This is a genomic window from Clostridia bacterium (genome assembly GCA_017394805.1).
GTDB lineage: Bacteria > Bacillota > Clostridia > Christensenellales > CAG-1252 > RUG14300.
Genome location: JAFPXC010000020.1, coordinates 1 through 22,254, shown reverse-complemented (window position 1 = coordinate 22,254; position 22,254 = coordinate 1). Strand labels below are relative to the sequence as shown.

Here is a 22,254-nt window from a genome sequence, read left to right as displayed (position 1 = left end):
ACTTTCGCCTACCGTTTTACGTACGACAATATCAATTCGACCACTTCGTCTGCGCTCATATCGCTGCTGTCCACCAACACGCTGTCCGCCGTTTGCACCAAAGGTGCAAAATCACGGTGCATATCGTTGTAGTCGCGGTCGATGACGTCCGCCAATATCTGCTCGTACGACACCGTCTGCCCTTTTGCCGTCAACTCGTCGTATCTTCTTTTGGCGCGCACTTCGGGCGACGCCGTCAGGTAGAACTTATACTCGGCGTTCGGCAGTACGTACGACGTGATATCGCGCCCGTCCAGCACCACGTCGTTCTTGGCGGCGATGGCGCGTTGCAATTCCACCAATTTGAGCCGCACGGCGGGTATTTTGCTGATATCCGAAGCGCCCTTGGATATGTGGTGTTCGCGAATAAATCCCGACACTTCCTCTCCGTCCAAGTACAACTCCATCACACCGTCGCGGTACCGAACGTCCACCGAAACAGCGGGCAAGAATGCCTCCACTTTCTCCTTGTCGTTGGGATCCACGCCCAGTCGAAACGCTTTCAACGCCAGCGCCCGATACATGGCGCCCGTATCCAGATAGAGGATATTCAACTGTTTGGCAATGGCTTTTGCGGCCGTGCTTTTGCCTGCGCCCGAAGGTCCGTCAATGGCAATATTAATCATACGTTTATCTCCTTTTGCGCCGCGAAATAAGCGGCGGTATATCCCGTAGCGAAGGCGATTTGCAGGTTGAAACCGCCCGTCAGCGCGTCCACGTCCAGCACTTCTCCCGCGAAGTACAATCCCTTCACCAACTTGCTCTCCATGGTCTTGGGATCCACTTCTTTGACGGACACGCCGCCAGCCGTCACGACCGCCCCGTCGATGGGCTCCAACCCCGCGATGGGATAGACAAAGCGCTTCAGCGCTTTGGCCAATCGCTCTCTCTCCTCTTTGGTCACCGAATTGGCGACCTTGCGCGGATCGACTCGGGCGTTGTCGAGCCAACTCGCGACGAGCGCGTTGGGCAAAAAACCAACGACGGCGTTGATCAACTGCTTGTTGTTGGCGGCGAGCGTATGGCGCAAGCGGTCGTCCAATTCTTCAACGGCCACGGCGGGTTTCATATCCACCGCCAGCGCAAGCCCCGCAACGTCCCGACGGTTGATGCGACTGCTCAACGTGAGCACGGTCGGGCCGCTGACGCCCGTATGCGTATACAGCATTTCGCCGAACGCCGACGCAATAGTTTTGCCATTTTCTTCCACCGTCACCGCCACGTTTTTGAGCGTCAATCCGGCAAGCGACGTCGTACCCTCGGCTCGTATGCCGACGAGGGCCGCCACGGGCGGTACGACGGTATGGCCGAACGCTCGCGCAAAAGCGTATCCGTCGCCCGTTGAGCCCGTAGCCGCGTAGGTAACGCCGCCCGTCGCAATGACGACCTGCCCGTCTTCGTACACGCCTTTATTCGTGCGCGCCACGAAGCGATTGTCCTCAAAAGTCAAGGTTTGCACGCGACAACCGAACGTGATGCGCACGCCCGCCTTGGCGGATTCGCGCCACAAAGCGTCGATAATGTCGGCGGATTTGTCCGACTCGGGGAAGACGCGATTTCCCCGCTCTATCTTCAGCGGCACGCCCGCTTCCTCGAAGAATTCCATCGTCTTACAACTGTCGAAGCGGCTCAACGCGCCGTACAAAAACCGCGCGTTGGTGACAATATTCTCGTAGAAATCCTGCCCCGAGGTGGCGTTGGTGACGTTACAGCGGCCTTTGCCCGTGATATAGAGTTTGCGCCCTATTTTCTCGTTGCGTTCGAGCACGGTCACTTTTGCGCCCATTCTCGCCGCCGTCACGGCGCACATCATACCCGCGGCGCCTCCGCCTATCACCAACATAGTTTCGACACCGCCTTTTGCCAATTTTGCATAGCGGCTCTGTCCGTCATATCGATTCTGACGGGCGTAACCGTGACGTAGTTCTCATAATACAGCACGACGTCGCTGTCCTCGTCGTTGCCAACGTCAATGGCGTTGCCGTACAAATGGTAGCCGTCCTTTTCTTTGACGTAATAGTCGTCGAATCGGCGCACGCCGCACGAAGCCAATCGCACGCCGTTGAGCTCCTCTCGAAGACTGCTGTGCATATTGACGGATACGACCAAATCGCCCTCGCACAAGCCCATCAAGGCTTCCAGATTGTCGGCGACGAACTTGGCGGGATAGGCAAAATCGTTATTTTTCACCTTCACCGAAACGGCGATGGACGGCACCCCTTCGATGCCGCCTTCGACGGCCGCGTTGACCGTTCCCGAATAGAGCACGTCCGTGCCGATATTGGCGCAATCGTTGATGCCCGATATAACGCAATCGGCGCCCGCCGCCAATTCGAGCAAGCCGAACTTGACGCAGTCGCAAGGCGTGCCGCTAAGAAAATACGCCGCGCACAAATCGTTGTCGTAGGCGGCGTATCGTATCGCGCCGTGCAAGGTGACGGCGTGCGAAGCACCCGAGCGTTGATGGTCGGGCGCGACGATCACGACTTCGTGTTGGGGGCGCAACGCCCGCGCCAAGGCCCAGATGCCCTCGGCTTCTATTCCGTCGTCGTTTACAAGTAGTATTTTCATTCGAGTATAGCGTCCACGAACTCGCCCGCGTCGAAGGGCAGCAAGTCTTCCTTGCCCTCGCCCACGCCTACGTACAGCACGGGCAATTCCTTCTCGGCGCAAATGGCGATGACCACACCGCCTTTGGCGGTGCCGTCCAATTTGGTCAGCACGATGCCGTCTATGTCGATGGCTTCGTCGAAGATATTGACCTGCTCCAACGCGTTCTGCCCCGTCGTCGCGTCCAATACGATGAAACTGCGATAGTCGGCTTCTGGATAGTCGCGCTCGACGATGCGATTGATCTTTTTCAACTCTTCCATCAAGTTCTTTTTGTTGTGCAAGCGTCCCGCCGTATCGATGAGCAGCACGTCGGTATCGTGCGCTTTCACCGAACTGATGGCGTCAAACACCACCGCGCCCGCGTCCGCGCCCTCCTCGTGTTTGATGATACGCACGTTGCTCCTGTCCGCCCATACCGACAACTGTTCGGCGGCGGCGGCGCGGAAGGTATCCGCGGCGGCCAGCACGACGGATTTACCCTGCTTGACGAAGTAGTTGGCCAATTTGCCGATGGCCGTGGTCTTGCCCACGCCGTTGACGCCCGCCACCAATATACACAAGGGATATTGATAGGGCTCCACCTCGTAGTCGATCATATCCACAAGGATTTGACGGAACACGTCTTTGGCCTCCTCGGGCGTGGTAAGGCGTCTTTTGTACGCCTCCCCTTTGAGTTCCTCGATGATGGACTCGGTGGCTTCCGCGCCCACGTCGGCGGACAGCAAGGCGTATTCCAGCCCCTCGTAGAACTCGTCGTCCAATTTGGCGCCCTTAAAGGCCTGATACAGTTTTTTCGAAAGGTTTTCTTTTGTCTTGCGCAACCCTTCGGCGATTTTCTTAAAAATACCCATAGTTACCTCAATTATCCTGCGAATGTTTGACCGCGGCTTCCAAACTGACCGACACGACGTTGGACACGCCGGGTTGTTGCATGGTCACGCCGTACAAGACGTCCGCGCGCTCCATCGTCGGCTTTTTGTGCGTGATGACGATAAACTTGGCCGTATCGGCATATCTGCGCAAGAACCGTGCGAAGCGGTTGCAGTTGACGTCGTCCAAGGCCGACTCGGCCTCGTCCAACACCACGAACGGCATAGGTTTCAATTTGAGAATGGCGAACAAAATGGCGATGGCCGTCAAGGTCTGCTCGCCGCCCGACAGACGGGACAGAGGGCCTTTGCTCTTGCCGGGCAACTGCACGCTGATATCCACGCCCTTGTCGTCGTCGGGATTGTCGGGATTCTCCACCAACAGCAATTCGGCTTTTCCGCCGCCGAACAACTCCGCAAAGGTGTTTTGGAAGTTCTCGTTGATTTGCGTAAAGGCCTTGTCGAATTGTTGATTCATCGCCAAGGTACTGCGCTGAATGACCTCTTCGATATTGGCTTTGGCCTTCAACGCGTCGTTCATTTGGTTGAATTGATATTCGCGCTCCTGGGACAGTTGCTCGAACTGCTCCTTCGCCTGGAAGTTGATAGCGCCCAACTTGGTGATATTGCCGCGCAGCACGGCGATTTGCGCGGGCGCTTTGGTGTACTCGAATTGCTCCAACTTGGCGTACACCACGTCCTCGTAGGTTTTGCCGTCGTAATCCTCGTATATCCTATCGCGCCATTGTTGCAATTCGGTGTCGATCTTCTCGATTTTGCCTTCCGACCGCACTTTGTCCTGCTTGGCTTCGCTGATATAGTTGCCGAGGTCGGTCACGTCTTGCGCCAACTTCTCGCCCTCTTTCTGCAACTCCACCTTGCGCTCGTCGCGCACGACGATCTCCTTGTTGATCTTGTCCAAAATCTCGCCTTCTTCGGCGGTGAACACCAATTCGGGCTTGGCGGCGACGTGCGCCTCGATTTCGGCCTTCTTATTGGCGATATCCACGGTCAACCCGGACACGGCGGAGGCCGCCTTGACGTTCTCGTCCGTCAAGCGCTTGATATCCTTTTCGATGGCGGCTATCTCGGCGGCGACGGCGTTGATACGCGCGGTCAGGGCCGCTCTGCGCTCGGTCAGCGAATCGCGCATGGCCTTCTTGGTTTCCTTGTCCGCCTTGGCCTTTTCCATCAGTTGGTCGCGGTCGAGACTGCTGTTCTCCAACTCGCCCGAAGCCGTCTGCGCTTCCTGAATATTGCGGTGCAGACTTTCCAAGCGGATATTGATATGGACTTTTTCGCCCTCGATATCCCGTATGCGCTCGTGCAACTGCTCGATAGCGGCGTTACTTGCCTCGATTTGCGTTTTGAGCGTGATAAATCTCTCCTGCAATTCGTCCTGCTTGTCGCGCGACTCGCGGATATAGGTTTCGCACTTCTCGATAATTGCGTCGAGTTGTGCGCGTTTGTCCAACAGTTTTTGACGGTCGGCGACCAAAGCCTCCAAGGTTTTGCGTTCGCGGTCCAACAGCATCTCTTCCTGCGTTTTGCGGCTGCCGCCCGAGAGGGTGCCCGACGGGTCGAACAATTTGCCGTCCAGCGTGACTATTTTCAGGCCACCGCGATATTTCCCGTCGAGATACTTACCCGTGTCGTAACTGTCGACGATCAATATACGCCCCAGCAGGCGTTGAAAAATGACGTCGTATTTTTGATCGTACGCTATCAAATCGCTGGCCACGCCCAACACGCCTCTTTCACCCAGCGCGGGGCGGTACTCGTAGGCCAACTGCTCGGCCTTGATACGATTGAGGGGCATACAGGTAATGCGCCCGACGCCCGCTTCGCGCACCATATTGATAAGGGCGTTGGCGTCGTCTTGGGTGGGCGTCACCACGTGGTTGACCGACGCGGCCAAAGCCACCTCGATAGCCTCCGCATACCGTGCGTCCACCTGATAGAGGTCGGACACCACGCCCATCATGTGGCGGGACACGTTCGCATTGTTTTGCGAATGACGCACCAAAAACTCCACGGCTTTGCTGTAGCCCTTCTTAGCGCGCACGGCGTTTTGCAAGGTCTTCACGTTGACCTCGGCGGTTTGCACGCGCACGTCCATCTCGCGGATACGCTTGTCGAGGTCGCCCTTTTCGTAGCGCGCTTCGTTGCCGGCGCTCACGCAACTCTTGCGGTTGACGTTGATATTCTCGTATTCCTGCTGTACCGTCGATTGACTCTTTTCGAGATCGGCCGTCAAGCGCTTTTTGTCCTCGATCTGCTTTTTGCATTCGGCGATTTCCTTATCGTCCTTGTCGAGGTTCTCTTTCAGTAGGCTTTCCTGCGCTTCGGCCTTGGCCTGCTCCGAATGCACCTGGCTCAATTTGCTCATATCGGCCAACCGTTCGTTGGTGGCGGCGTCCAATCCGCGCTCGCTGGCTTCGATATCTTCGATCACGCTCTCCAACGAAGCGTTGACCACGCTGTATTCCAGGTCGAGGTCGAACTTGTTGTCCTTCTTGATCTGCAAGACGTTCTTGGCCTCCGCCAATTCCACGGCGGTATCGTCTCGCGCTGTCACCGAAAGGTTGTAATTCTCCTCGAGGTGCGCCAGCGTTCCCTCCAACGCCTCCAACTTGGCTTGGTGCGTCTGTTGGTCGCCCGAAGCCTTGGCGCGGTTGACTTTCAGGGTCTCGCGCCTGTCGATCAAAGCGCGCGTTTGCCTGTCGTTGTCGTCGATTTGGCGTTGCACGTCGTCGATTTTCAGGCGGGTTTTTTCGAGCAACGCCTCTTTGGTGCGCAAAAATTCCTCGTAATCGCGTATTTTGGCGCGTTCCTTCTCCTTTTCCGAGTCGGCGTGCTCGTACTTATAGATGAACATATTGAATTCCAATAGTTGCAGTTCGTCGTGATAGATCTCGTACTTATTGACGGCTTCCATTTGCTTGCGCAAGGGCCCCAACTGCTTGTCCATCTCCTCGATACGCACGTTCAACGTGTCGATATTCAGTTGGGTTTCGGCCAACTGTTTGAGATTCTTTTTCTTTTCGATTTTTGCGCCCGAAATACCGGCCGCTTCGTCGAATATCACGCGGCGATCCTCCGGCTTGACGCGCATGACGTTGCTCACCGCACCCTGCTCGATGATGCTCAGGCTCTCTTTGCCCGCGCCCGTGCCGCGCATCAACTCGATGATATCCGACCGCCTGCACGGCTTGTGGTTGATATAGTAGTAGTTGTCCTGTTTGCTGCGGAAAACCTTACGCGTAATGGCGATTTCCTCATAGGTCGTCTGGAACATACCGTCCGAATTGTCAAAGACCAACGTCACCTCGGCGTAGCCCATCTCGGGCAAAGTAGCCGTACCCGAAAAGATAACGCCCTTCATATTCTCGCCGCGCAGTTGTTTGGCACTCTGCTCGCCCAGCACCCACCGAATGGCGTCGCTCACGTTGCTCTTACCGCAGCCGTTGGGGCCGACGATACACGTGTAGCCGTGCTCGAAATTGATGACCGTTTTATCTCTGAAAGACTTAAATCCCTGTAGTTCGATTCGTTTTAGACTCAAAGTTATACTCCCGATAATATGGTATATCTTTGATTATAGTACAAAAATATTTTTTTGTAAATTAATAAATTATCATATCATAAAAAAACGCGAAAAATCTCGCGTTCAATAGGCCTTCAATACGGCGACTTTGAGATAGAGCGTTTCCTCTTCCGTCATCGAGGGTGCGTGATCTCTTCCTTGCGTGCGCACTTCGAGCAGTCGGCAACGCACGCCCGATTCCTTCACGCTCTCTTCGAGCATCTTAAGGAAAAGGGGCATGGTCAAATGTTGCGAGCAACTGCACGTCACCAAAACGCCGCTCTCCGCCAGCAGTTTCAGGGCGCATATATTGATATCCTTATACCCCGCCATGCCGCTTTTTACCGTGTCTTTGCTCTTGGTGAATGCGGGCGGATCGAGCACGATAACGTCGTATCGCACCCCCTCTTTGCGCTGCGTTCGCAGATATTCGAACACGTCGGCCTGCACCGCTTTGACGTTGGCGTAACCGTTGACCTCGGCGCTTTTCTCCACCAAGTCCAAGGCTTTGCGGCTAATATCCACGGCGGTCACTTCTTTCGCGCCGCCACGGGCCGCCACCATCGAAAACCCGCCCGCGTTGGAGAAGCAATCCAACACGGTTTTGCCTTTGACGTAGCGAGCGATATTCGATCTGTTCTCTTGTTGGTCGAGGAAATAGCCCGTCTTCTGCCCGCCTATTATATCCACGTACAGCGTACTGCCGTTTTCGCGGATGGGCACCAATTCGGGCACTTCGCCGTACAATACGCCCGTGCGCTCTTCGAGTCCTTCTTTTTGTCTGACGGACACGTCGCTGCGCTCGTATATGCCTTTCGGGCGGAATCGCTCGACGAGAATATCCACGATCATATCCCGCCGCACGTCCATTCCCAATGAGAGGAATTGCACGGACAAATACTCGCCGTACTTATCTACGATAAGACCGGGCAAATCATCGCTCTCGCCGAAGACGACGCGATACGCGTCGCAGTAGCCCAATTCGCGGCGAAAATCGTCCGCTTTGGCTATGCGGTCTGCAAAGAATTTCTCGTCGAAGACTTCCTCTTTGCGGGACAAAATGCGCACCAATATCTTGCTCAAATGATTGATAAAGCCGTAGCCCACCAATCTGCCGTCCGAACTGCGCACGGCGGCCACGGAGCCTTGCTTATCCTTGCCTTCCACCCGCTGTACTTCGTTGGCGTACACCCAAGGGTGATACAGCACGCGCTTTTCTTCGTTTTTCTTCAAAATGACCGTGTACATCTCACAACGCCTTCAACGCTTTTTTGCAAGCGGCCTGTTTGGCCTGCTTGATACTGCCCGCCGTAGCCTCGGCCAAAATGACGGCGCCCAACTTGACGATCACCTTAAAGCGGGGCTTATTCACCGTACCCACGCTTTCTTCTTCCACCGCGAGGGGCAATTTGTGTATCGCGCAATGCTCGTAGAGTTTGCTGACGTAATCGCTGTAGTCCGAACTCTCGGTGCAGATAAACCGCTCGATAAATCCTTTGGCGGCGTCCATACCACCGTCGAGATAGATACTCGCCAACAGGCTCTCCACGAAATTGGCGCGCGTTTTTTCGCTCAACTTGGACAGAGCGAGATTTTGACTGCGCACGTAGGACACGAGATTCAAGCGGTCGAACAAGGGATACAACACGGTGTTGCTGACCATCTGCGCTCTTAGCTTGGTCAACTCGCCCTCGGCCTTGTCGGGATACTGCCGATAGAGGTATTCGCCTATGGCGAAGTCCAGCAACGCGTCCCCCAAAAACTCCAGCCGCTCGTAGTTTTCTCCGCCCAAAGAAGAGTGCGTCAGCGCCAACCGCAGCAAAGACTCGTCCCGAAAGGTATACCCTATTTGATTGTACAATACGTCGAACTCACTCATCTTCCAATCGCAACGTCCTACTCAATTTACCCACCAAGTCGCCCTTCGCCATCTCGGCGCATTGCAGAATGGCCGCGGCAAAGGTCTTGGCTTTGGCCGAGCCGTGCACCTTGACCAAAGGCTTGTTGATGCCCACGAACGCCGCGCCGCCGTACTCGGTATAATCCATAGTTTTCTTGATCTTTTTGAGCACGGGTTTCAGCATAAGCGCGCCCAACTTGGCGCGGAAACTGCTATTGATACCCTCTTTTAAGAGGGTAAACACCGCGCCCGCCGTGCCTTCGGCGCTCTTCAGGGCCACGTTGCCGTCAAAGCCGTCAGCCACTACCACGTCGTAGTCGCCCGACAATATCTCGCGCGCTTCCGCGTTACCCACGAAGTTGAGGTCGCTTTCTTTCAGCAGCGCGTGCGCCGCTTTGGTCAACTCGTTGCCCTTCTCCTCTTCCGCGCCGTTGGACAGCAAACCCACCCTGGGGTTTTCCAACCCATAGAGGCATTGCATATAGGCGACGCCCATTTGGGCGAATTGCACCAGATATTCGGGCTTGCAATCGGTATTGGCGCCGCAGTCCGCGAGGATCACGTGCCCGCCCTTCACCGTAGGCAACACGGGACACAGCGCGGGGCGTTTAACGCCCTTGATGCGCCCGCAAAGAAAGATGCCGCCGGCCAGCACCGCGCCCGTAGAGCCTGCGGATACCGCGCCGTCCGCTTCTTCCAGCACGCCGAACGTCTTGACAAGGCTACTGTCTTTCTTGCGGCGTATGGCGATAGTGGGCGACTCGTTGCAATCTATGACGTCTTGTGCCTCGCAAACGCTTATGCGTTTGGGATTGCCGTATTCGTTCAACAAGTCGGCCAAAACGGCGGGTTTCCCCACCAAAACTATCTCCAAATTCTCGTCCATTCCGAGCGCTTTTACCGCGCCCGCCACCACTTCGACGGGGGCGTTGTCGCCGCCGAACGCGTCTACTGCGATTCTCATATCAACACCTCGTACTTACGCAAAAGTGGTAGGACAAAAAATCCTACCACTCCCTAATGCAGTCATCGTAAGGAAATCAGTCCTCTTTCTTTTGCTTGATCTCAACCGCTTGTTTGCCGTTGTAAGTGCCGCAGTTGGGGCATACGCGATGACTTTGAATCGGCGTATGGCAATTCGGGCACTCGACCAAGTTGACGGCTTCGATCTTCCAGTTAGCCGCTCTGCTGTTTCTTCTTGCCTTAGAAGTTTTACATTTTGGTACTGCCATTGTTCGCACCTCCCGTTAATATATCTTGTAACGCCGCAAAAGGATTGTTATCTCCCACCGCGGGCTTTTGTTCTTGACAAGTGCAGGCGCCCTCGTTGAGGTTCTTGCCGCACGTAGGGCACAGACCTTTACAATCGGGTTTGCATAGCACTTTGCGCGGAGCGCACATCACGATAGCCTCGTCGATCAACTTGTCGAGGTCGTAGCAATCGTCCGTTTCGTCGTAGCAATCGCTCTCGGTCGTCAACTCGTCGTCGATGGTGCACTTGGCGTCCGCGACGCACTCCGTACCGCACAGGTCGCAGACTGCGTACACTTTGCCTTTGGCCTCCACACGCACGTACGTCACGCCCTCTACCGTAGTGCATTCCACGGTGATGGACAGCGGTTCCGCCAAGGACGTCTCCAACAATCCTTCCACGTCTTCCTCGCCGAACGACGCGACGTATCGATAGGACCTACCCTCGGCCAAATCGGACAATGCAATGCGCATAGCACACCTCCGCTCATAGTATTATAAAGGCTAAATATCGTATTGTCAAATAGATTTTTTATTTTTTATACGATTTTAGCCCTTCATTTTGCCTATTTCAGCCCCGAAAGCGCCAAAGTGTCGCGGGCGATGACCAATTCCTCGTTGGTGGGAATGACGTACACGTCCACTTTGCTGCCCTCTTTGCTGATTTTCTTCACGACGCCTCTTGCGCCCGCGTTGGCCTCTTCGTCCAATTCCACGCCGAGGTACTGCATATCTTGGAGAACCAATTTGCGCATATAGTCGCTGTTCTCGCCGATACCGCCCGTCATAACGATCATATCCACGCCGTTCAGCACGGCGGCGTAGGCGCCGATGTACTTCTTCACGCGATACGCGAACATCGTCAACGCCAACTCGGCGTTTTTATTGCCCGCTTCGGCGGCTTGTTGCAGGTCGCGGCAGTCGCTCATCCCCGCGATACCTTTCATACCGCTCTTTTTGTTGAGGTATACGTCCACGAATTTGCCGATATCCTCGATGCCGCGCTTCTTCATAATGACGGGAATGATGGCGGGGTCGATATCGCCCGAACGAGTGCCCATCACCAAGCCCTCCAACGGCGTGAAGCCCATAGAGGTATCCATGATCTTGCCGTCCTTGATGGCGCCGATGGAAGCGCCGTTGCCGAGGTGGCAGGTGATTACCTTGATATCGCTTCTGCCCGCGATCTTGGCGGCCTCACCCGCTACGAACTTGTGGCTGGTGCCGTGGAAGCCGTATTTACGCACGCGCAACTCTTGATAGTCCTCTTCGGGCACCGCATAGCGGTAGGCGTAGTCGGGCATGGTCTGATGGAACGCCGTGTCGAAGACGGCCACGTTGGGCACGGGCAGCATCTCGCGGCAAATCTCCATGCAGGCGATATTGGCGGGCATGTGCAGAGGGCCGAATGGCTCGTTCTTCTTGCACAAACGGATCACTTCGTCGTCCACCAAGGCGGATTGTTTGAAGTCCTCCGCGCCGTGCAGTACGCGATGGCCGATGGCGTCGATTTCCGTCAGGGACTTGATGACGCCCAACTTCTCGTCGCAAAGGGTGTCGAGCACCAGTTTCAAAGCGACCTTGTGGTCGGGCATATCGTGCAAGATCTTGAAAGTCTCGCCGCCCAATTTGTGCGTCAGGAAACTGCCTTCGTCGCAGATTTTTTCGGCGACGCCCTTGCAAAGGACGACTTCGCCGTTCATATCGATCAGTTGATATTTGAGGGAAGAACTACCCGCGTTCAAAACCAAAATCTTCATACGCACCTCTTATTTGCATTGCAAAGACGTAATGCTCACCACGTCCACAACGTCTTCGACGTTGCAACCGCGCGACAAATCGTTGACGGGTGCGGCGAAGCCTTGGCAGATGGGGCCGACGGCCTCGGCGTTGCCAAGGCGTTGCGCCAATTTGTAGCCGATGTTGCCCGCTTGCAAGTCGGGGAAGATAAGCACGTTGGCCTGTCCCGCCACAGTCGAATCGGGGGCTTTCAGATTGCCGACGGTGGGCACCAAAGCGGCGTCAAGTTGCAATTCGCCGTCCACGCAAAGGTCGGGGGCGTTGGTTTTCACCAAAGCGGTGGCCTCTTGCACCTTGGTGACGACTTCGTGCTTGGCGCTGCCTTTGGTGGAGAAGCTGAGCATAGCCACTTTGGGCTCGATGCCGCACAGCACCTTGGCGGTCTCGGCCGAAGCCACGGCGATATCCGCAAGTTGTTGGGCGTCGGGCATGGGGTTGACGGCGCAGTCGCCGAACACCATCACGCCGTCTTGGCCGTAGGGGCTACCCTCGGGCAAACAGATGATGAACACGCTCGACACAGTTTTGATACCGGGGGCGGTCTTGATGATTTGCAAAGCGGGGCGCAACACGTCGCCCGTCGAACGCACGGAGCCGCCGACCATACCGTCCGCGTCGCCGGCCTTGACCATCAACACGCCGTAATAGAGGGGGTCGTTGAGCAAACGATAGGCGTCTTCCATCGTCAAGCCCTTATTTTTGCGGATCTCGTACAGCAAAGTGGCGTACTTTTCTCTCTCGGCGCAGGCTTTGAAGTCCACGATTTCGATACCCGTATAATCGGCGTTGACTTTGGCTTTCACCACGTCGGGGTTGCCCAACAAGGTGATTTTGGCGATACCTTGGTCGCGGATCTTCAACGCGGCGTTGATAATACGTTCTTCTTCGCCCTCGGCCAGCACGATGTGCTTTTGCAAGGTCGCGGCTTTTGCTCTGATGCTTTGCATAAGTTTAGACATATTTATCCTCCTAAAATCACAAAACCCGTTGTCTTAGCGGTGATTTTGTTATATACTGTAATAAATATAATTTATTCAATGGAATAAATCAAGTGTTTGGAGAGAAATTGTGAAATTCGTTTGCGTCGTCGCCGAATACAATCCGTTGCACTTGGGCCACGTCCGCCATCTCGCGGCGTCCAAGTCCTTAGGCGACGCCACCTTGGTCGTACTGGGCGGCGATTTTTGTCAACGCGGTTTCTCTGCCGTTTTGGACAAATACACCCGCGCCGAAGAAGCGGTTTCGGCGGGCGCGGACGTCGTGGTGGAATTGCCCACCGTGTACGCCGTTTCCTGCGCGGAGCAATTCGCCCGCGGGGCTATGCGCTTGGTCGATCTACTGCCCAACAGCGTACTCTCTTTCGGTAGCGAATGCGGGGACGCGTCCCTTCTCCAAGCCACGGCGTCTCTTCTCGACGACGCCACCGTAGACGCCTACGTCAAAGCCTCGGTTTCCGAGGGCACGGCCTACCCCCGCGCCCGTGCCGAAGCCATCGCACGTTTTTCCCGCGAACACAATATATCGATAGCGGACGTCACCCAACCCAACAACATATTGGCTTTGGAGTATATCCGCGCGGCCCAACGTCCGCACGACTATTTCACCCTACGCCGCACCGACGACTACCACAGCGACGCCCCCGCTTTGTCGAGCGGCTACGTGCGCAAAGCCTTGAGCGAAGGCCTACCCTACGCCGACCTCGTCCCCGACTGCGTGCGCCGCGACTTAGCCCGCGCCACCACCGCCCAAGACGTACTCTATTTGGCGGCTTTACGCGCCCACTCAAAGGCCTCATTCGAAGACCTATTGGACAATGCCGAAGGGCTGTCCAACCGTATATGGCAATGCGCGATGGAGGCCAACACCTTGGACGAGGCGGTCGACCGCGCCATGACCAAACGCTACACCCGCGCCCGCGTTGCGCGCCTCTTCACGGCGGCTCTGCTTGACCTACGCCGCGGCGACCTCGTCGAGGCCGACGCCGCCCCCGCCTACTTCAACGTGCTGGCCGTCAAAAAAGATCGCACCGACCTCATTTCGCACCTCGGCCGATACGCCGAAATATGCACCACCCAGCGCGAACTCGTCGGCGGCACGCCCACCCAGCGCATTGACGCACGAGCGCACGAGACCTATCGCTTACTGCACGCGACCGACGTGTCCCACAGCGTGCGCGTCGTAGAATAACGCCGTCGATTTTATTGCCGTCCACCGCGCGGGCAACTTGATTCCACTCAAAAATTAATTTTCTTAAACGTTGTTTTTGCCAAACGAAACTTTATCCGCCTTTCGTCGGATCTCACCGATAAACGATTTTTGCCGTAGATTCCCCGTAAAATCAAATCTTGTTGAATACGGCCAATAGTATGGTGATGGCGCTACAAAGAAGAACGACGGCACAAAACAGTAAAAAAGGAAACCAATGCTTATCCACCCACTCCGTGAAGTTTTGTTTACGCTTGGTTTTCTTGTAGGCTTTCCGCTCTTTTTTTGGCAAAGACTTTTCGTATTCCAACTCTCTGGCATACTCATTCATAGGAGCGGCGGAAACCTCTCCCTCTTCGGGTGTCTTTATATTCTTCTTAGCCATAAATTAATTTTACAATGGGTTTCGGTATTTGTCAATACCCATTTTCTCATATTACAAGGGTAACCGTCGGTCGGTAATAAACCGCGCCGCATCTCCATATCTATCTATATGAAATATCTCAAAATCGCGATAGCCGCGGTAGCGTTCGGCCTGATGATTGCGCTCATCGTCAACCCTACCCGATACGCCCAATCGGTCACGGACGGCCTATTGATGTACGTCGTATCCGTGCTGCCGTCCATGCTTCCCTTCTTCTTTTTGTCGGGATTGCTGACGGGCACGGGCGTGGCGGGCAAATTGTCGCGCGTTCATTTGGCGAAGCCCCTCTTTCACGCCCCGGACGAAGGTCTGTACGTTATGCTGATGAGTTTTTTGTCGGGCTACCCCGTCGGTGCCAAATTGACCGCCGAAATGTACCAAAACGGCGTTATCGACGCAGTAGGCGCCAAAAAGATGATACCGTTCACCTCGGCTACCGGCCCCATGTTTGTCGTGGGCGCCGTGGGATCGCAGATACTGCACGACTACCGAGCGGGGCTGTGCATTTTGGCCGCCCACTATCTCGCCACTGTGCTCAACGGCTTTCTCTATCGCGGCAAACGACAAAAATACGGGTTCTGCGACAATATCGCCGCCCCCGTCAAAATGGATAAACTACTATGGGAAACGGCCTACAATACGGTCGTTTCTCTCTTCGTCAGTTGCGTCTATATCGTGATGTTCAATATGGTTGCGGACGTCTTGTCCGACCTCGGTCTTATGCGCTGGACGTCCGCTTTGCTCTCCCACCTCGGCCTTACCGACGCGGTGGGCACGGCCATGGCGTACGGTCTTACCGAAATGACTAGAGGATGCGTTATGCTCTCCGCCACGGGATTGCCCGTCGCCACCACGGCGCCCTTGTGCTGTTTGTTGGTATCCTTCGGCGGGTTCGGCGTATGCCTGCAATCGGTCGCCTATTTGTCCAAGTGTCACGTCAATCCCTTGTACTATCTGCTCACCAAATGCACCCAAGCGGCCATCGCGACGGGGCTTTGCACCCTGTTTTGTCTTGCGCTTTAGCCCTCTATCTCGCCCCAATAAACGGTTTCGACCAAATGGATACACGCCTCGGGCACGAATCCCACCAGGCTCTCTTTGGCTTGCAATCTACGGCGCACCTCGCTCGAAGACACGTCGTGCAGCTTGTTCGTCATCAAACAAATGGTATCCACGCCGCCCTCCTGCATATTGAATTCGGCCATATCCGCCTCGTAGCGGAAGTCGCTCTCCACGCGAATGCCGCGCACCAAATAATCCACCTCTAACTCCTTGGCCAACTCGTAGGTCATACCCGCATAGGAGATCACGCGCACGTTCTCGAATCCGTCCAACGCCGCGTGAATGATACGCAGACGCTGATCCACCGAGAAAGTGCATTTTTTGACGGGATTGACCAAAATGGCCACGTACACCTTGTCGAATACGCCCGCCACGCGCTTCACCAAATCGAAATGTCCCACCGTAAAGGGGTCGAAACTGCCCGTTAGCATACAAGTTTTCATCGTCGTCTCCTCGTTCGTTTATTCTCGTTGCAAAAAAGTCAACGCCACCCTTCCGTAGACTCGTTCATCAATCACGCGCCATCCGTCCACGGGCGCAAAAGCGTTGCTTTTATCATGTTCGTATATCACCGTTCCGTTCTCACGCACCAACTCGTTTTCCCTTATGCACGCCAAGACGGGCTGTACGTCCATCGCGTACGGCGGATCGAGAAAGACGAGATCGAAGGCTTGTCCGCGAAGCCTGCGGCATACGGCGTCGTACTCGCCCGCTACGACGGTGGGCGTCTCCCCCATCATCTCGGCGTTGCGCCGTATGAGGGACAAACTTTCGCGGCTTCGGTCGGCCACCGTCGCGCTTTTTGCGCCGCGCGACAGGCTTTCCAAGGTCAGTGCCCCCGTTCCGCCGAACAAGTCCAACACGTCCGCCCCCGCGACGCGAGAGGACAATACGTTAAACAACGCCTCGCGCGTAAAGTCGCTCGTAGGACGAATGACCGCATCGTCTTTGGGCGTCAGCAACTTGCGCCCCCTGTGTTTTCCGGCAATAATTCTCATTCCGCTCCTCTGTAGGCGAACGCTACTCGCCCGTGTAATCCCGTGTACGTTTCGTACAGCGATTGCCCCGTCGGGTCGGGACTTTCGCCCAATATAACCGCCTCGTCGCCTACGGCGCACGGTCTATCCGTCGCCACGAAGCACACGTCCATACATACGGCGACGATGGGCGCAAGCCTACCGCCTATCCATATCAAATGCCCCTTGAGGCGCTTACCTATACCGTCCGCGTAGCCGCCCGCCAGCACGGCGACGGTTTCGCCCGCCTTGACCGTATACTCACCGTCGTACCCCAGGCGTTCGCCCGCTTTGGGGCGATGCACGGCGATGACCCTAGTTGCCAAACGCACGCAGCCGCGATAGGCGTCCAAGCCTATACGCAAGAGGTCGAAGCCTTTTTTACGCGCCGTCGAGCTGGCTTGCGTATGCACCGCGATATCGCGCGGCAACTCCCGCAAAAAGGTCAATAGCCGCTTGTTTTGCTCGACGTAATCCGCTTCTGCGGCGTAATGCGTACACGCGGCCACCGGTCGAAGGTGGGGGTTACGCGCTATCTCGCGCACCACCTCGCGCAATTCGTTTGCCGACCGCACGCCGTATCGCCCCATGCCCGTGTCCAACTTGATATGCACGGCGCAATCCGCGCCGATGGTCGCCAACTTCCGCACGTCTTCCACTCCGTGCACCACGGGCGTCAAGGCGTAGCGCGCTATCTCGTCCGCCGTCCACACGGGCGTGGTCACCAATATGGGTTTATCCGTCAAGGCGCGCAGGGTTTTGCCTTCCTCGGCAAACGCCACACCGTACGCCGCGACGTATTTTGCTTGGGCCGCCGCCACCGTCAACCCCAAGCCGTAGCAGTCGGCTTTGGCCATCAATACGACGGGCTTCCCGTATTCCACTATATTACGCGCGACGCGCGCGCAATCCACTTCGCAGACCAGTTCTTTCATACTATATAGTATGAAAAGGCTTTTGGCGGTGCTACTTGCTGTACTCCTTGGCGTACACGGCCCGCACGCTCTCCTCGTCTACGGTCAACCCGCACGATAAGAGGATTTCTTCCGCCGTTTCCCTTTCGTACCCCAAGGCGCGCAAGGTGATCGCGGCGATAAAAGCGGGCGTGCATTCCGCCCTTTTCACCTGCCATACGTTGCGCCCTTCGCTCACCGAACGGTACAACACGTCGGTCGGATAGCCCGTCGTGCCCACGGCCACGGCCATAGGCAAACGATGCATCGCGCACAGTATCAATACGCCTTCTTTTTTGAGAAAACGCACCCCACGACGCCCTTCCAACTCTTCCAACGCCACCAAGACGTCGGCCGTTTCGGGCAAAAACTCCTTGCACGCGGTTTGCGCGCCCACGGTCACGAATATCCGCTCCACGCACGCTTCCCGCGAGGTCGTACACGGTCTGTAATAGCCGAACGCGCTCTGTTCGCGCTCGGCCACCGCCCGCAACACGGTCAGCAAATACGCCGTTTCTTGCCCGCCCGACAGGGCGACGAGTATCTTCTTATCCATGGCGGCACTCCGTCAGCACCAGCCACACGCCCTCTTTGGTCAGGTAGTCGCCCACGTCTTTCACATTCACGACGCACACCGTGGGGCACAGACTGCTCAGCACGGGCTCCAAGCCCGCCACGTCGCCGTAGACGAACACGCTCACCCCCGCGAGATCACCGCGAAAATCGTTCAAATCCAATCGTTTCGCGCTCACGACGGCCACGCACGGCTCGTATTTTCCAAAGCCCGCCGCCAACGCAACGGGCGACGCGGCAAAGGCCGTATCCGCACAAATCATGGGGATATTGGCGGCCAAATACCCGCAATCCGTATCGGTATGCGTCTTGACCTCGGCCTTTTTGATGGCCGTAAACAAATCTATCAAGGGGCAATTCGAGCAAAACGCGGGCGTCCGTATGGGCAAAGACACGTCGTCTTTGGCTATCTCCACGCCAAGTAGCCGCTCTTTGATTTCGGCGGGATTGTAGCGCATTCGCAAGGGGAACAAGTCCTCGCCGTGGCACGCGATCCCCTGCGCTTTAAGGGCGTATTCCACGATGGGCTCCCCCTCTTCCATCACGACCAAGTCTTCCACGTTCTGCCCAAACTCCCGTATGGTATTGACGGGCAAAGGATAGCACGTCCCCAGCCGCAACACCGACAAGTGCGGCGCGGCCACTTTCAAAGCGGCGTACGCTTCGCCGTAGCACACCACGCCCATCGTGCGGTCGAGGTATTCCACGGTATGTATGGGGAAGGTTTCGCAGTCGGTCGCGAGTCGCTTGTCCCTGACGACGATATCCTCGGCGCACAGCTTATTGGCGGTCGGCGTGGTAACGTATTTTTCCACGTTGCGCTTGTAGGCTTTGGCTTTCAGCACTTTCGGCTCGACCAACTCCACCTCGTCGTAGGTGTCCGCAAGCCCCTGCCCGATATGCACCAGCACGGGCACGTCGTATTTTTCGCTCAAATTGCACGCGATTTTGACGAACGTCTTACATTCATAGACGGACGAAGGCTCCATCATCGGCAGGTGTGCGGCATACGCCAAACTACGCAGATCGCAGTAGGGGCGTATCTCGTTGTCGACCGCCAGCACCACCAAAGCCGCATTGACGCCCACGTGCGCCACCGAGGCCAACTCGTCCGTGTCGAAGTCGTACGCGACTGCCGTGGCGCGCCGTCCGGCGATGCTCGCGCCCAACGCGTATTGCAAGGCGTTTTTGCGCACCTCTATCGAGGCGAAATCCCCTTTTTCGGTTGCAAAGCGCCCGTCTTGCACGGCCACCGTCTCCACGGCGGCTTCCAACGCGCCGCGCAATGCGCTTTGGTATCCGTTCAACAATTTTTTACTCATCTTCTTCCTTCCTCGAATTATCGAATACTTCGTACGCCACGTTCGGGTTGGCGGCCTGTATGGCGCGCACGATCTCCTGCTTGTGCTTGGCAAATACCCTCAACACCACGAAACGCACGCCGTCGGGCGCCCGTTCGTCGGCATAGTACAGCACGCAGGTATCCTCGCTCAATTCGTGGCGAACGAGCAACAATTTTTCTATGGGGATTTTGGTGGCGACGATTCGTTGAAAAATAAAAAATCTATCGGTCACGACGTACCGGGTCAATACGGTCAAGAGGACGATGAACACCGTTGCGGCAATCTCCACGGTCATAGCGACGATATCGAACGCCCGATTGAAAGAATAGAAGCGTCCCACTTCCAATAGGCGCAACAACGCCACGACGGCAAAGGGGATCATCGCCGCGCACATCACGCCCAGTATGACGTAATTCACCACGGGCAACTTGCACAAAAACACCTGTTTTTTATCTTTCATACCCCTATTATAAACAATTCCAACGGCTTTTTCAACCCCGATATTCAAAAAGCACGCCACATTTTTGTTGTCTTTCGGCCGATTTCACTATATAATTATAGCATATTCAACCGCGCATACGCGCCAAGCGAGGTAACGATATGGATTTGATCATCGCCAGCAACAACAAAAACAAAGTCCGCGAAATCAAAGAGATATTGGGCGACAAGTTCACCCTGTACACGATGGCGGACAAAGGTCTCAACGTCGACATTCCCGAAACGGGCGACACCTTCCGCGACAACGCCCTCATCAAAGCGTCCTACGTCGCCAAGGCGACGGGTGCCGCGGCCATAGCGGACGATTCGGGCTTGTGCGTTCTCTCGCTCGACGGCGCTCCCGGCGTATATTCGGCGCGCTACGCGGGCGAAGAGCACGACGACGCGGCCAACCGTCGCAAATTGTTAGAGGCCTTGCGCGACTACCCCGACGAGAAAGATAGGCAGGCCTATTTCGCCACCGCCATCGTACTCTACTACCCCTCGGGCGAATATCTCGTCGCAGAGGGCAAGGTGGACGGCTACGTTCTTTGGGAAGAAACCGGCTCGTTCGGCTTCGGTTACGACACCCTCTTCTATTCCTACGACCTCGGCAAATGCTTCGGCGTTGCCACCGCCGACGAAAAGAACTCGGTTTCGCACCGTGGCCGCGCTTTGCGCAAATTGGAGAGTATGCTATGAAACTGTTGGTCGTTTCGGACACGCACGGCGAGGCGAAGCGCCTCAACTTTCTTTTCGACGTACCCACCTTTACGCACGTCCTGTTCTTAGGCGACGGCTGGCGTGACGCCGAAAGTCTCAAGTACGCGTTCCCCACTCAATTCGCCGCCGTCCGCGGCAACTGCGACTACGACTGTCCGTGGAACGAAGACTACGTCTTCCAAGCGGGCAACGTGCGCGTCTTTATGACGCACGGCCATCGCTACAACGTCAAATACGGTCTGGATACCTTGGCCACGGCGGCCAGGCAAGCGGGTGCCACCGTCGCGCTCTACGGGCACACGCACCGAGCGGACGTTCGCTACGTGGGCGGCGTGCTGTGCGTCAACCCCGGACACGTGTGCTATCCGCACAACACGGCGACCTATTGCGTCATCGACGTTGAGGGGGATATGGTTTCGCCGAAAATTGTAAAAATCGAATAATTCTTAATATTTTCGGTTGACAAGCAACTATGCCAAGTGCTAATATACTAAGGCAAGAATGGGTCGCGCGAGTGTAGTTCAACGGTAGAATCCCAGCCTTCCAAGCTGGTCGCGTGGGTTCGATTCCCATCACTCGCTCCACGTGGACTTGTAGCTCAGTCGGATAGAGCAACGGCCTTCTAAGCCGTGGGTCGAGGGTTCGAATCCCCCCAGGTTCACCAAATATGGTGGGTATAGCTCAGTTGGTTAGAGCGCCAGGTTGTGGCCCTGGAGGCCAAGGGTTCGAGTCCCTTTACTCACCCCAATCCCATTTTGCAATCCGTAGGGGTATCGCCAAGCGGTAAGGCATCAGACTTTGACTCTGACATTCGTGTGTTCAAATCACGCTACCCCTGCCATCGTGATTCATTAGCTCAGCCGGTAGAGCATCTGACTTTTAATCAGAGGGTCCGGGGTTCGAGCCCCCGATGGATCACCACAATGCGCTCGTGGCGGAATTGGTAGACGCGCTAGACTTAGGATCTAGTCTCTTCGAGGTATGAGTTCAAGTCTCTTCGAGCGCACCAATCCGCCAAAAAATGCGTGAAATATTCTTGACAACGAGTTTGTTTTGCGCTAATATATAAAAGCACGCGAGAGTGGATGAGATGAGCGTTGCCGGCCTCGGCAAATGTCGCGGGTTCGTTGCGGAAGCACGCCGAGCCGAAGCGAAGGCCATCCCGTCTCCCGCTCGAGTACAAAATAGAAAACACTCCGTGCGGGAGTGGCTCAGTGGTAGAGCGTTGCCTTGCCAAGGCAAATGTCGCGGGTTCGTTGCGGAAGCACGCCGAGCCAGAGCGAAGGCCATCCCGTCTCCCGCTCGAGTACAAAACAAAACACACTCCGTGCGGGAGTGGCGCAGTGGTAGAGCGTTGCCTTGCCAAGGCAAATGTCGCGGGTTCGTTGCGGAAGCACGCCGAGCCGAAGCGAAGGCCATC

General features: G+C 56.0%; 23 protein-coding genes and 7 tRNA genes. 11 read left to right on the top strand and 19 right to left on the bottom strand.

The features are described 5' to 3' along the window. Nucleotides 1-8: 8 nt before the first annotated feature. The 12 genes from II896_05105 to pta all read right to left on the bottom strand — a co-directional run bounded on the left by II896_05105 (nt 9) and on the right by pta (nt 13,017). The gene (locus II896_05105; GenBank protein MBQ4444014.1) at nt 9-665 is read right to left on the bottom strand and encodes a (d)CMP kinase; all 657 of its coding nucleotides are present in this window, start codon (nt 663-665) and stop codon (nt 9-11) included. After that, nucleotides 662-1,882, bottom strand: a complete 1,221-nt coding sequence (locus II896_05100; protein MBQ4444013.1) for an NAD(P)/FAD-dependent oxidoreductase — start codon at nt 1,880-1,882, stop codon at nt 662-664. Before II896_05100 ends, II896_05105 begins: the two co-directional genes overlap by 4 nt. Continuing rightward, entirely contained in the window at nt 1,873-2,610 is a 738-nt protein-coding gene (gene surE, locus II896_05095; GenBank protein MBQ4444012.1) for a 5'/3'-nucleotidase SurE, read from the bottom strand. The genes II896_05100 and surE overlap by 10 nt, the downstream gene beginning before the upstream one ends. Then, nucleotides 2,607-3,503 carry a signal recognition particle-docking protein FtsY gene (gene ftsY / locus II896_05090; protein MBQ4444011.1) on the bottom strand — a complete coding sequence of 299 codons (897 nt, stop codon included), beginning with the start codon at nt 3,501-3,503 and terminating at the stop codon, nt 2,607-2,609. Before ftsY ends, surE begins: the two co-directional genes overlap by 4 nt. A gap of 7 nt (nt 3,504-3,510) precedes the next feature. Further along, nucleotides 3,511-7,086 carry a chromosome segregation protein SMC gene (gene smc / locus II896_05085; GenBank protein ID MBQ4444010.1) on the bottom strand — a complete coding sequence of 1,192 codons (3,576 nt, stop codon included), beginning with the start codon at nt 7,084-7,086 and terminating at the stop codon, nt 3,511-3,513. Nucleotides 7,087-7,191: 105 nt separating this feature from the next. Further along, nucleotides 7,192-8,355, bottom strand: a complete 1,164-nt coding sequence (locus tag II896_05080) for a class I SAM-dependent rRNA methyltransferase (GenBank protein MBQ4444009.1) — start codon at nt 8,353-8,355, stop codon at nt 7,192-7,194. 1 nt (nt 8,356) lies between these two features. Then, a complete protein-coding gene (locus tag II896_05075; GenBank protein ID MBQ4444008.1) occupies nt 8,357-8,986 on the bottom strand; it encodes a hypothetical protein in 630 nt (209 codons plus the stop codon). Further along, nucleotides 8,979-9,971, bottom strand: a complete 993-nt coding sequence (gene plsX / locus II896_05070) for a phosphate acyltransferase PlsX (GenBank protein MBQ4444007.1) — start codon at nt 9,969-9,971, stop codon at nt 8,979-8,981. Before plsX ends, II896_05075 begins: the two co-directional genes overlap by 8 nt. A 76-nt stretch (nt 9,972-10,047) precedes the next feature. Further along, complete coding sequence (rpmF, locus tag II896_05065; GenBank protein MBQ4444006.1) at nt 10,048-10,239, bottom strand: 50S ribosomal protein L32; 192 nt, start codon at nt 10,237-10,239, stop codon at nt 10,048-10,050. Next, nucleotides 10,220-10,732, bottom strand: coding sequence for a DUF177 domain-containing protein (locus II896_05060; GenBank protein ID MBQ4444005.1), 513 nt, complete (start codon nt 10,730-10,732; stop codon nt 10,220-10,222). The genes rpmF and II896_05060 overlap by 20 nt, the downstream gene beginning before the upstream one ends. 92 nt (nt 10,733-10,824) lie before the next feature. Continuing rightward, entirely contained in the window at nt 10,825-12,018 is a 1,194-nt protein-coding gene (locus II896_05055) for an acetate kinase (GenBank protein MBQ4444004.1), read from the bottom strand. Between the two features lie 9 nt (nt 12,019-12,027). Continuing rightward, nucleotides 12,028-13,017 (bottom strand): phosphate acetyltransferase, encoded by a 990-nt coding sequence (pta, locus tag II896_05050; protein MBQ4444003.1) that lies wholly within the window; start codon nt 13,015-13,017, stop codon nt 12,028-12,030. A 109-nt stretch (nt 13,018-13,126) separates the two neighbouring features. Between pta and II896_05045 the strand changes: the two genes are divergently transcribed. After that, nucleotides 13,127-14,245 (top strand): nucleotidyltransferase family protein, encoded by a 1,119-nt coding sequence (locus II896_05045; GenBank protein MBQ4444002.1) that lies wholly within the window; start codon nt 13,127-13,129, stop codon nt 14,243-14,245. A 151-nt stretch (nt 14,246-14,396) separates the two neighbouring features. Here the strand turns inward: II896_05045 and II896_05040 are convergent, their stop codons facing one another. After that, complete coding sequence (locus tag II896_05040) at nt 14,397-14,648, bottom strand: hypothetical protein (GenBank protein ID MBQ4444001.1); 252 nt, start codon at nt 14,646-14,648, stop codon at nt 14,397-14,399. Between the two features lie 108 nt (nt 14,649-14,756). On the opposite strand from II896_05040, the gene II896_05035 reads away from it, so the two are divergent. Then, nucleotides 14,757-15,710 (top strand): hypothetical protein, encoded by a 954-nt coding sequence (locus II896_05035; GenBank protein ID MBQ4444000.1) that lies wholly within the window; start codon nt 14,757-14,759, stop codon nt 15,708-15,710. Here the strand turns inward: II896_05035 and coaD are convergent. From coaD to II896_05005, 6 genes are read right to left on the bottom strand one after another with little or no spacing between them, the layout of a single operon-like run. Then, nucleotides 15,707-16,192 (bottom strand): pantetheine-phosphate adenylyltransferase, encoded by a 486-nt coding sequence (coaD, locus tag II896_05030; protein MBQ4443999.1) that lies wholly within the window; start codon nt 16,190-16,192, stop codon nt 15,707-15,709. The genes II896_05035 and coaD overlap by 4 nt on opposite strands. A gap of 18 nt (nt 16,193-16,210) precedes the next feature. Beyond that, complete coding sequence (rsmD, locus tag II896_05025; GenBank protein ID MBQ4443998.1) at nt 16,211-16,747, bottom strand: 16S rRNA (guanine(966)-N(2))-methyltransferase RsmD; 537 nt, start codon at nt 16,745-16,747, stop codon at nt 16,211-16,213. Then, nucleotides 16,744-17,700, bottom strand: coding sequence for an alanine racemase (locus tag II896_05020; GenBank protein ID MBQ4443997.1), 957 nt, complete (start codon nt 17,698-17,700; stop codon nt 16,744-16,746). Before II896_05020 ends, rsmD begins: the two co-directional genes overlap by 4 nt. Nucleotides 17,701-17,731: 31 nt before the next feature. After that, a complete protein-coding gene (locus II896_05015; protein ID MBQ4443996.1) occupies nt 17,732-18,274 on the bottom strand; it encodes a hypothetical protein in 543 nt (180 codons plus the stop codon). Beyond that, complete coding sequence (locus II896_05010; GenBank protein ID MBQ4443995.1) at nt 18,267-19,613, bottom strand: hypothetical protein; 1,347 nt, start codon at nt 19,611-19,613, stop codon at nt 18,267-18,269. The genes II896_05015 and II896_05010 overlap by 8 nt, the downstream gene beginning before the upstream one ends. Beyond that, complete coding sequence (locus II896_05005) at nt 19,606-20,094, bottom strand: hypothetical protein (GenBank protein ID MBQ4443994.1); 489 nt, start codon at nt 20,092-20,094, stop codon at nt 19,606-19,608. Before II896_05005 ends, II896_05010 begins: the two co-directional genes overlap by 8 nt. 140 nt (nt 20,095-20,234) lie before the next feature. Here II896_05005 and rdgB point away from each other — a divergent pair, with 140 nt between their 5' ends. From rdgB to II896_04960, 9 genes are all read left to right on the top strand, one after another. After that, entirely contained in the window at nt 20,235-20,813 is a 579-nt protein-coding gene (gene rdgB, locus II896_05000; protein MBQ4443993.1) for an RdgB/HAM1 family non-canonical purine NTP pyrophosphatase, read from the top strand. After that, nucleotides 20,810-21,277, top strand: a complete 468-nt coding sequence (locus II896_04995) for a metallophosphoesterase (GenBank protein ID MBQ4443992.1) — start codon at nt 20,810-20,812, stop codon at nt 21,275-21,277. The genes rdgB and II896_04995 overlap by 4 nt, the downstream gene beginning before the upstream one ends. Nucleotides 21,278-21,344: 67 nt before the next feature. After that, nucleotides 21,345-21,418: transfer RNA gene (locus tag II896_04990), tRNA-Gly, on the top strand. Between the two features lie 3 nt (nt 21,419-21,421). Continuing rightward, a tRNA-Arg gene (locus tag II896_04985) sits at nt 21,422-21,498 on the top strand. 6 nt (nt 21,499-21,504) lie between these two features. Continuing rightward, nucleotides 21,505-21,581 (top strand) — tRNA-His (locus II896_04980). A 19-nt stretch (nt 21,582-21,600) separates the two neighbouring features. After that, nucleotides 21,601-21,675: transfer RNA gene (locus tag II896_04975), tRNA-Gln, on the top strand. Nucleotides 21,676-21,679: 4 nt separating this feature from the next. Then, nucleotides 21,680-21,755 (top strand) — tRNA-Lys (locus II896_04970). A gap of 4 nt (nt 21,756-21,759) precedes the next feature. Further along, nucleotides 21,760-21,843: transfer RNA gene (locus II896_04965), tRNA-Leu, on the top strand. A gap of 191 nt (nt 21,844-22,034) precedes the next feature. Beyond that, nucleotides 22,035-22,137 (top strand) — tRNA-Gly (locus tag II896_04960). Nucleotides 22,138-22,254: the final 117 nt, after the last annotated feature.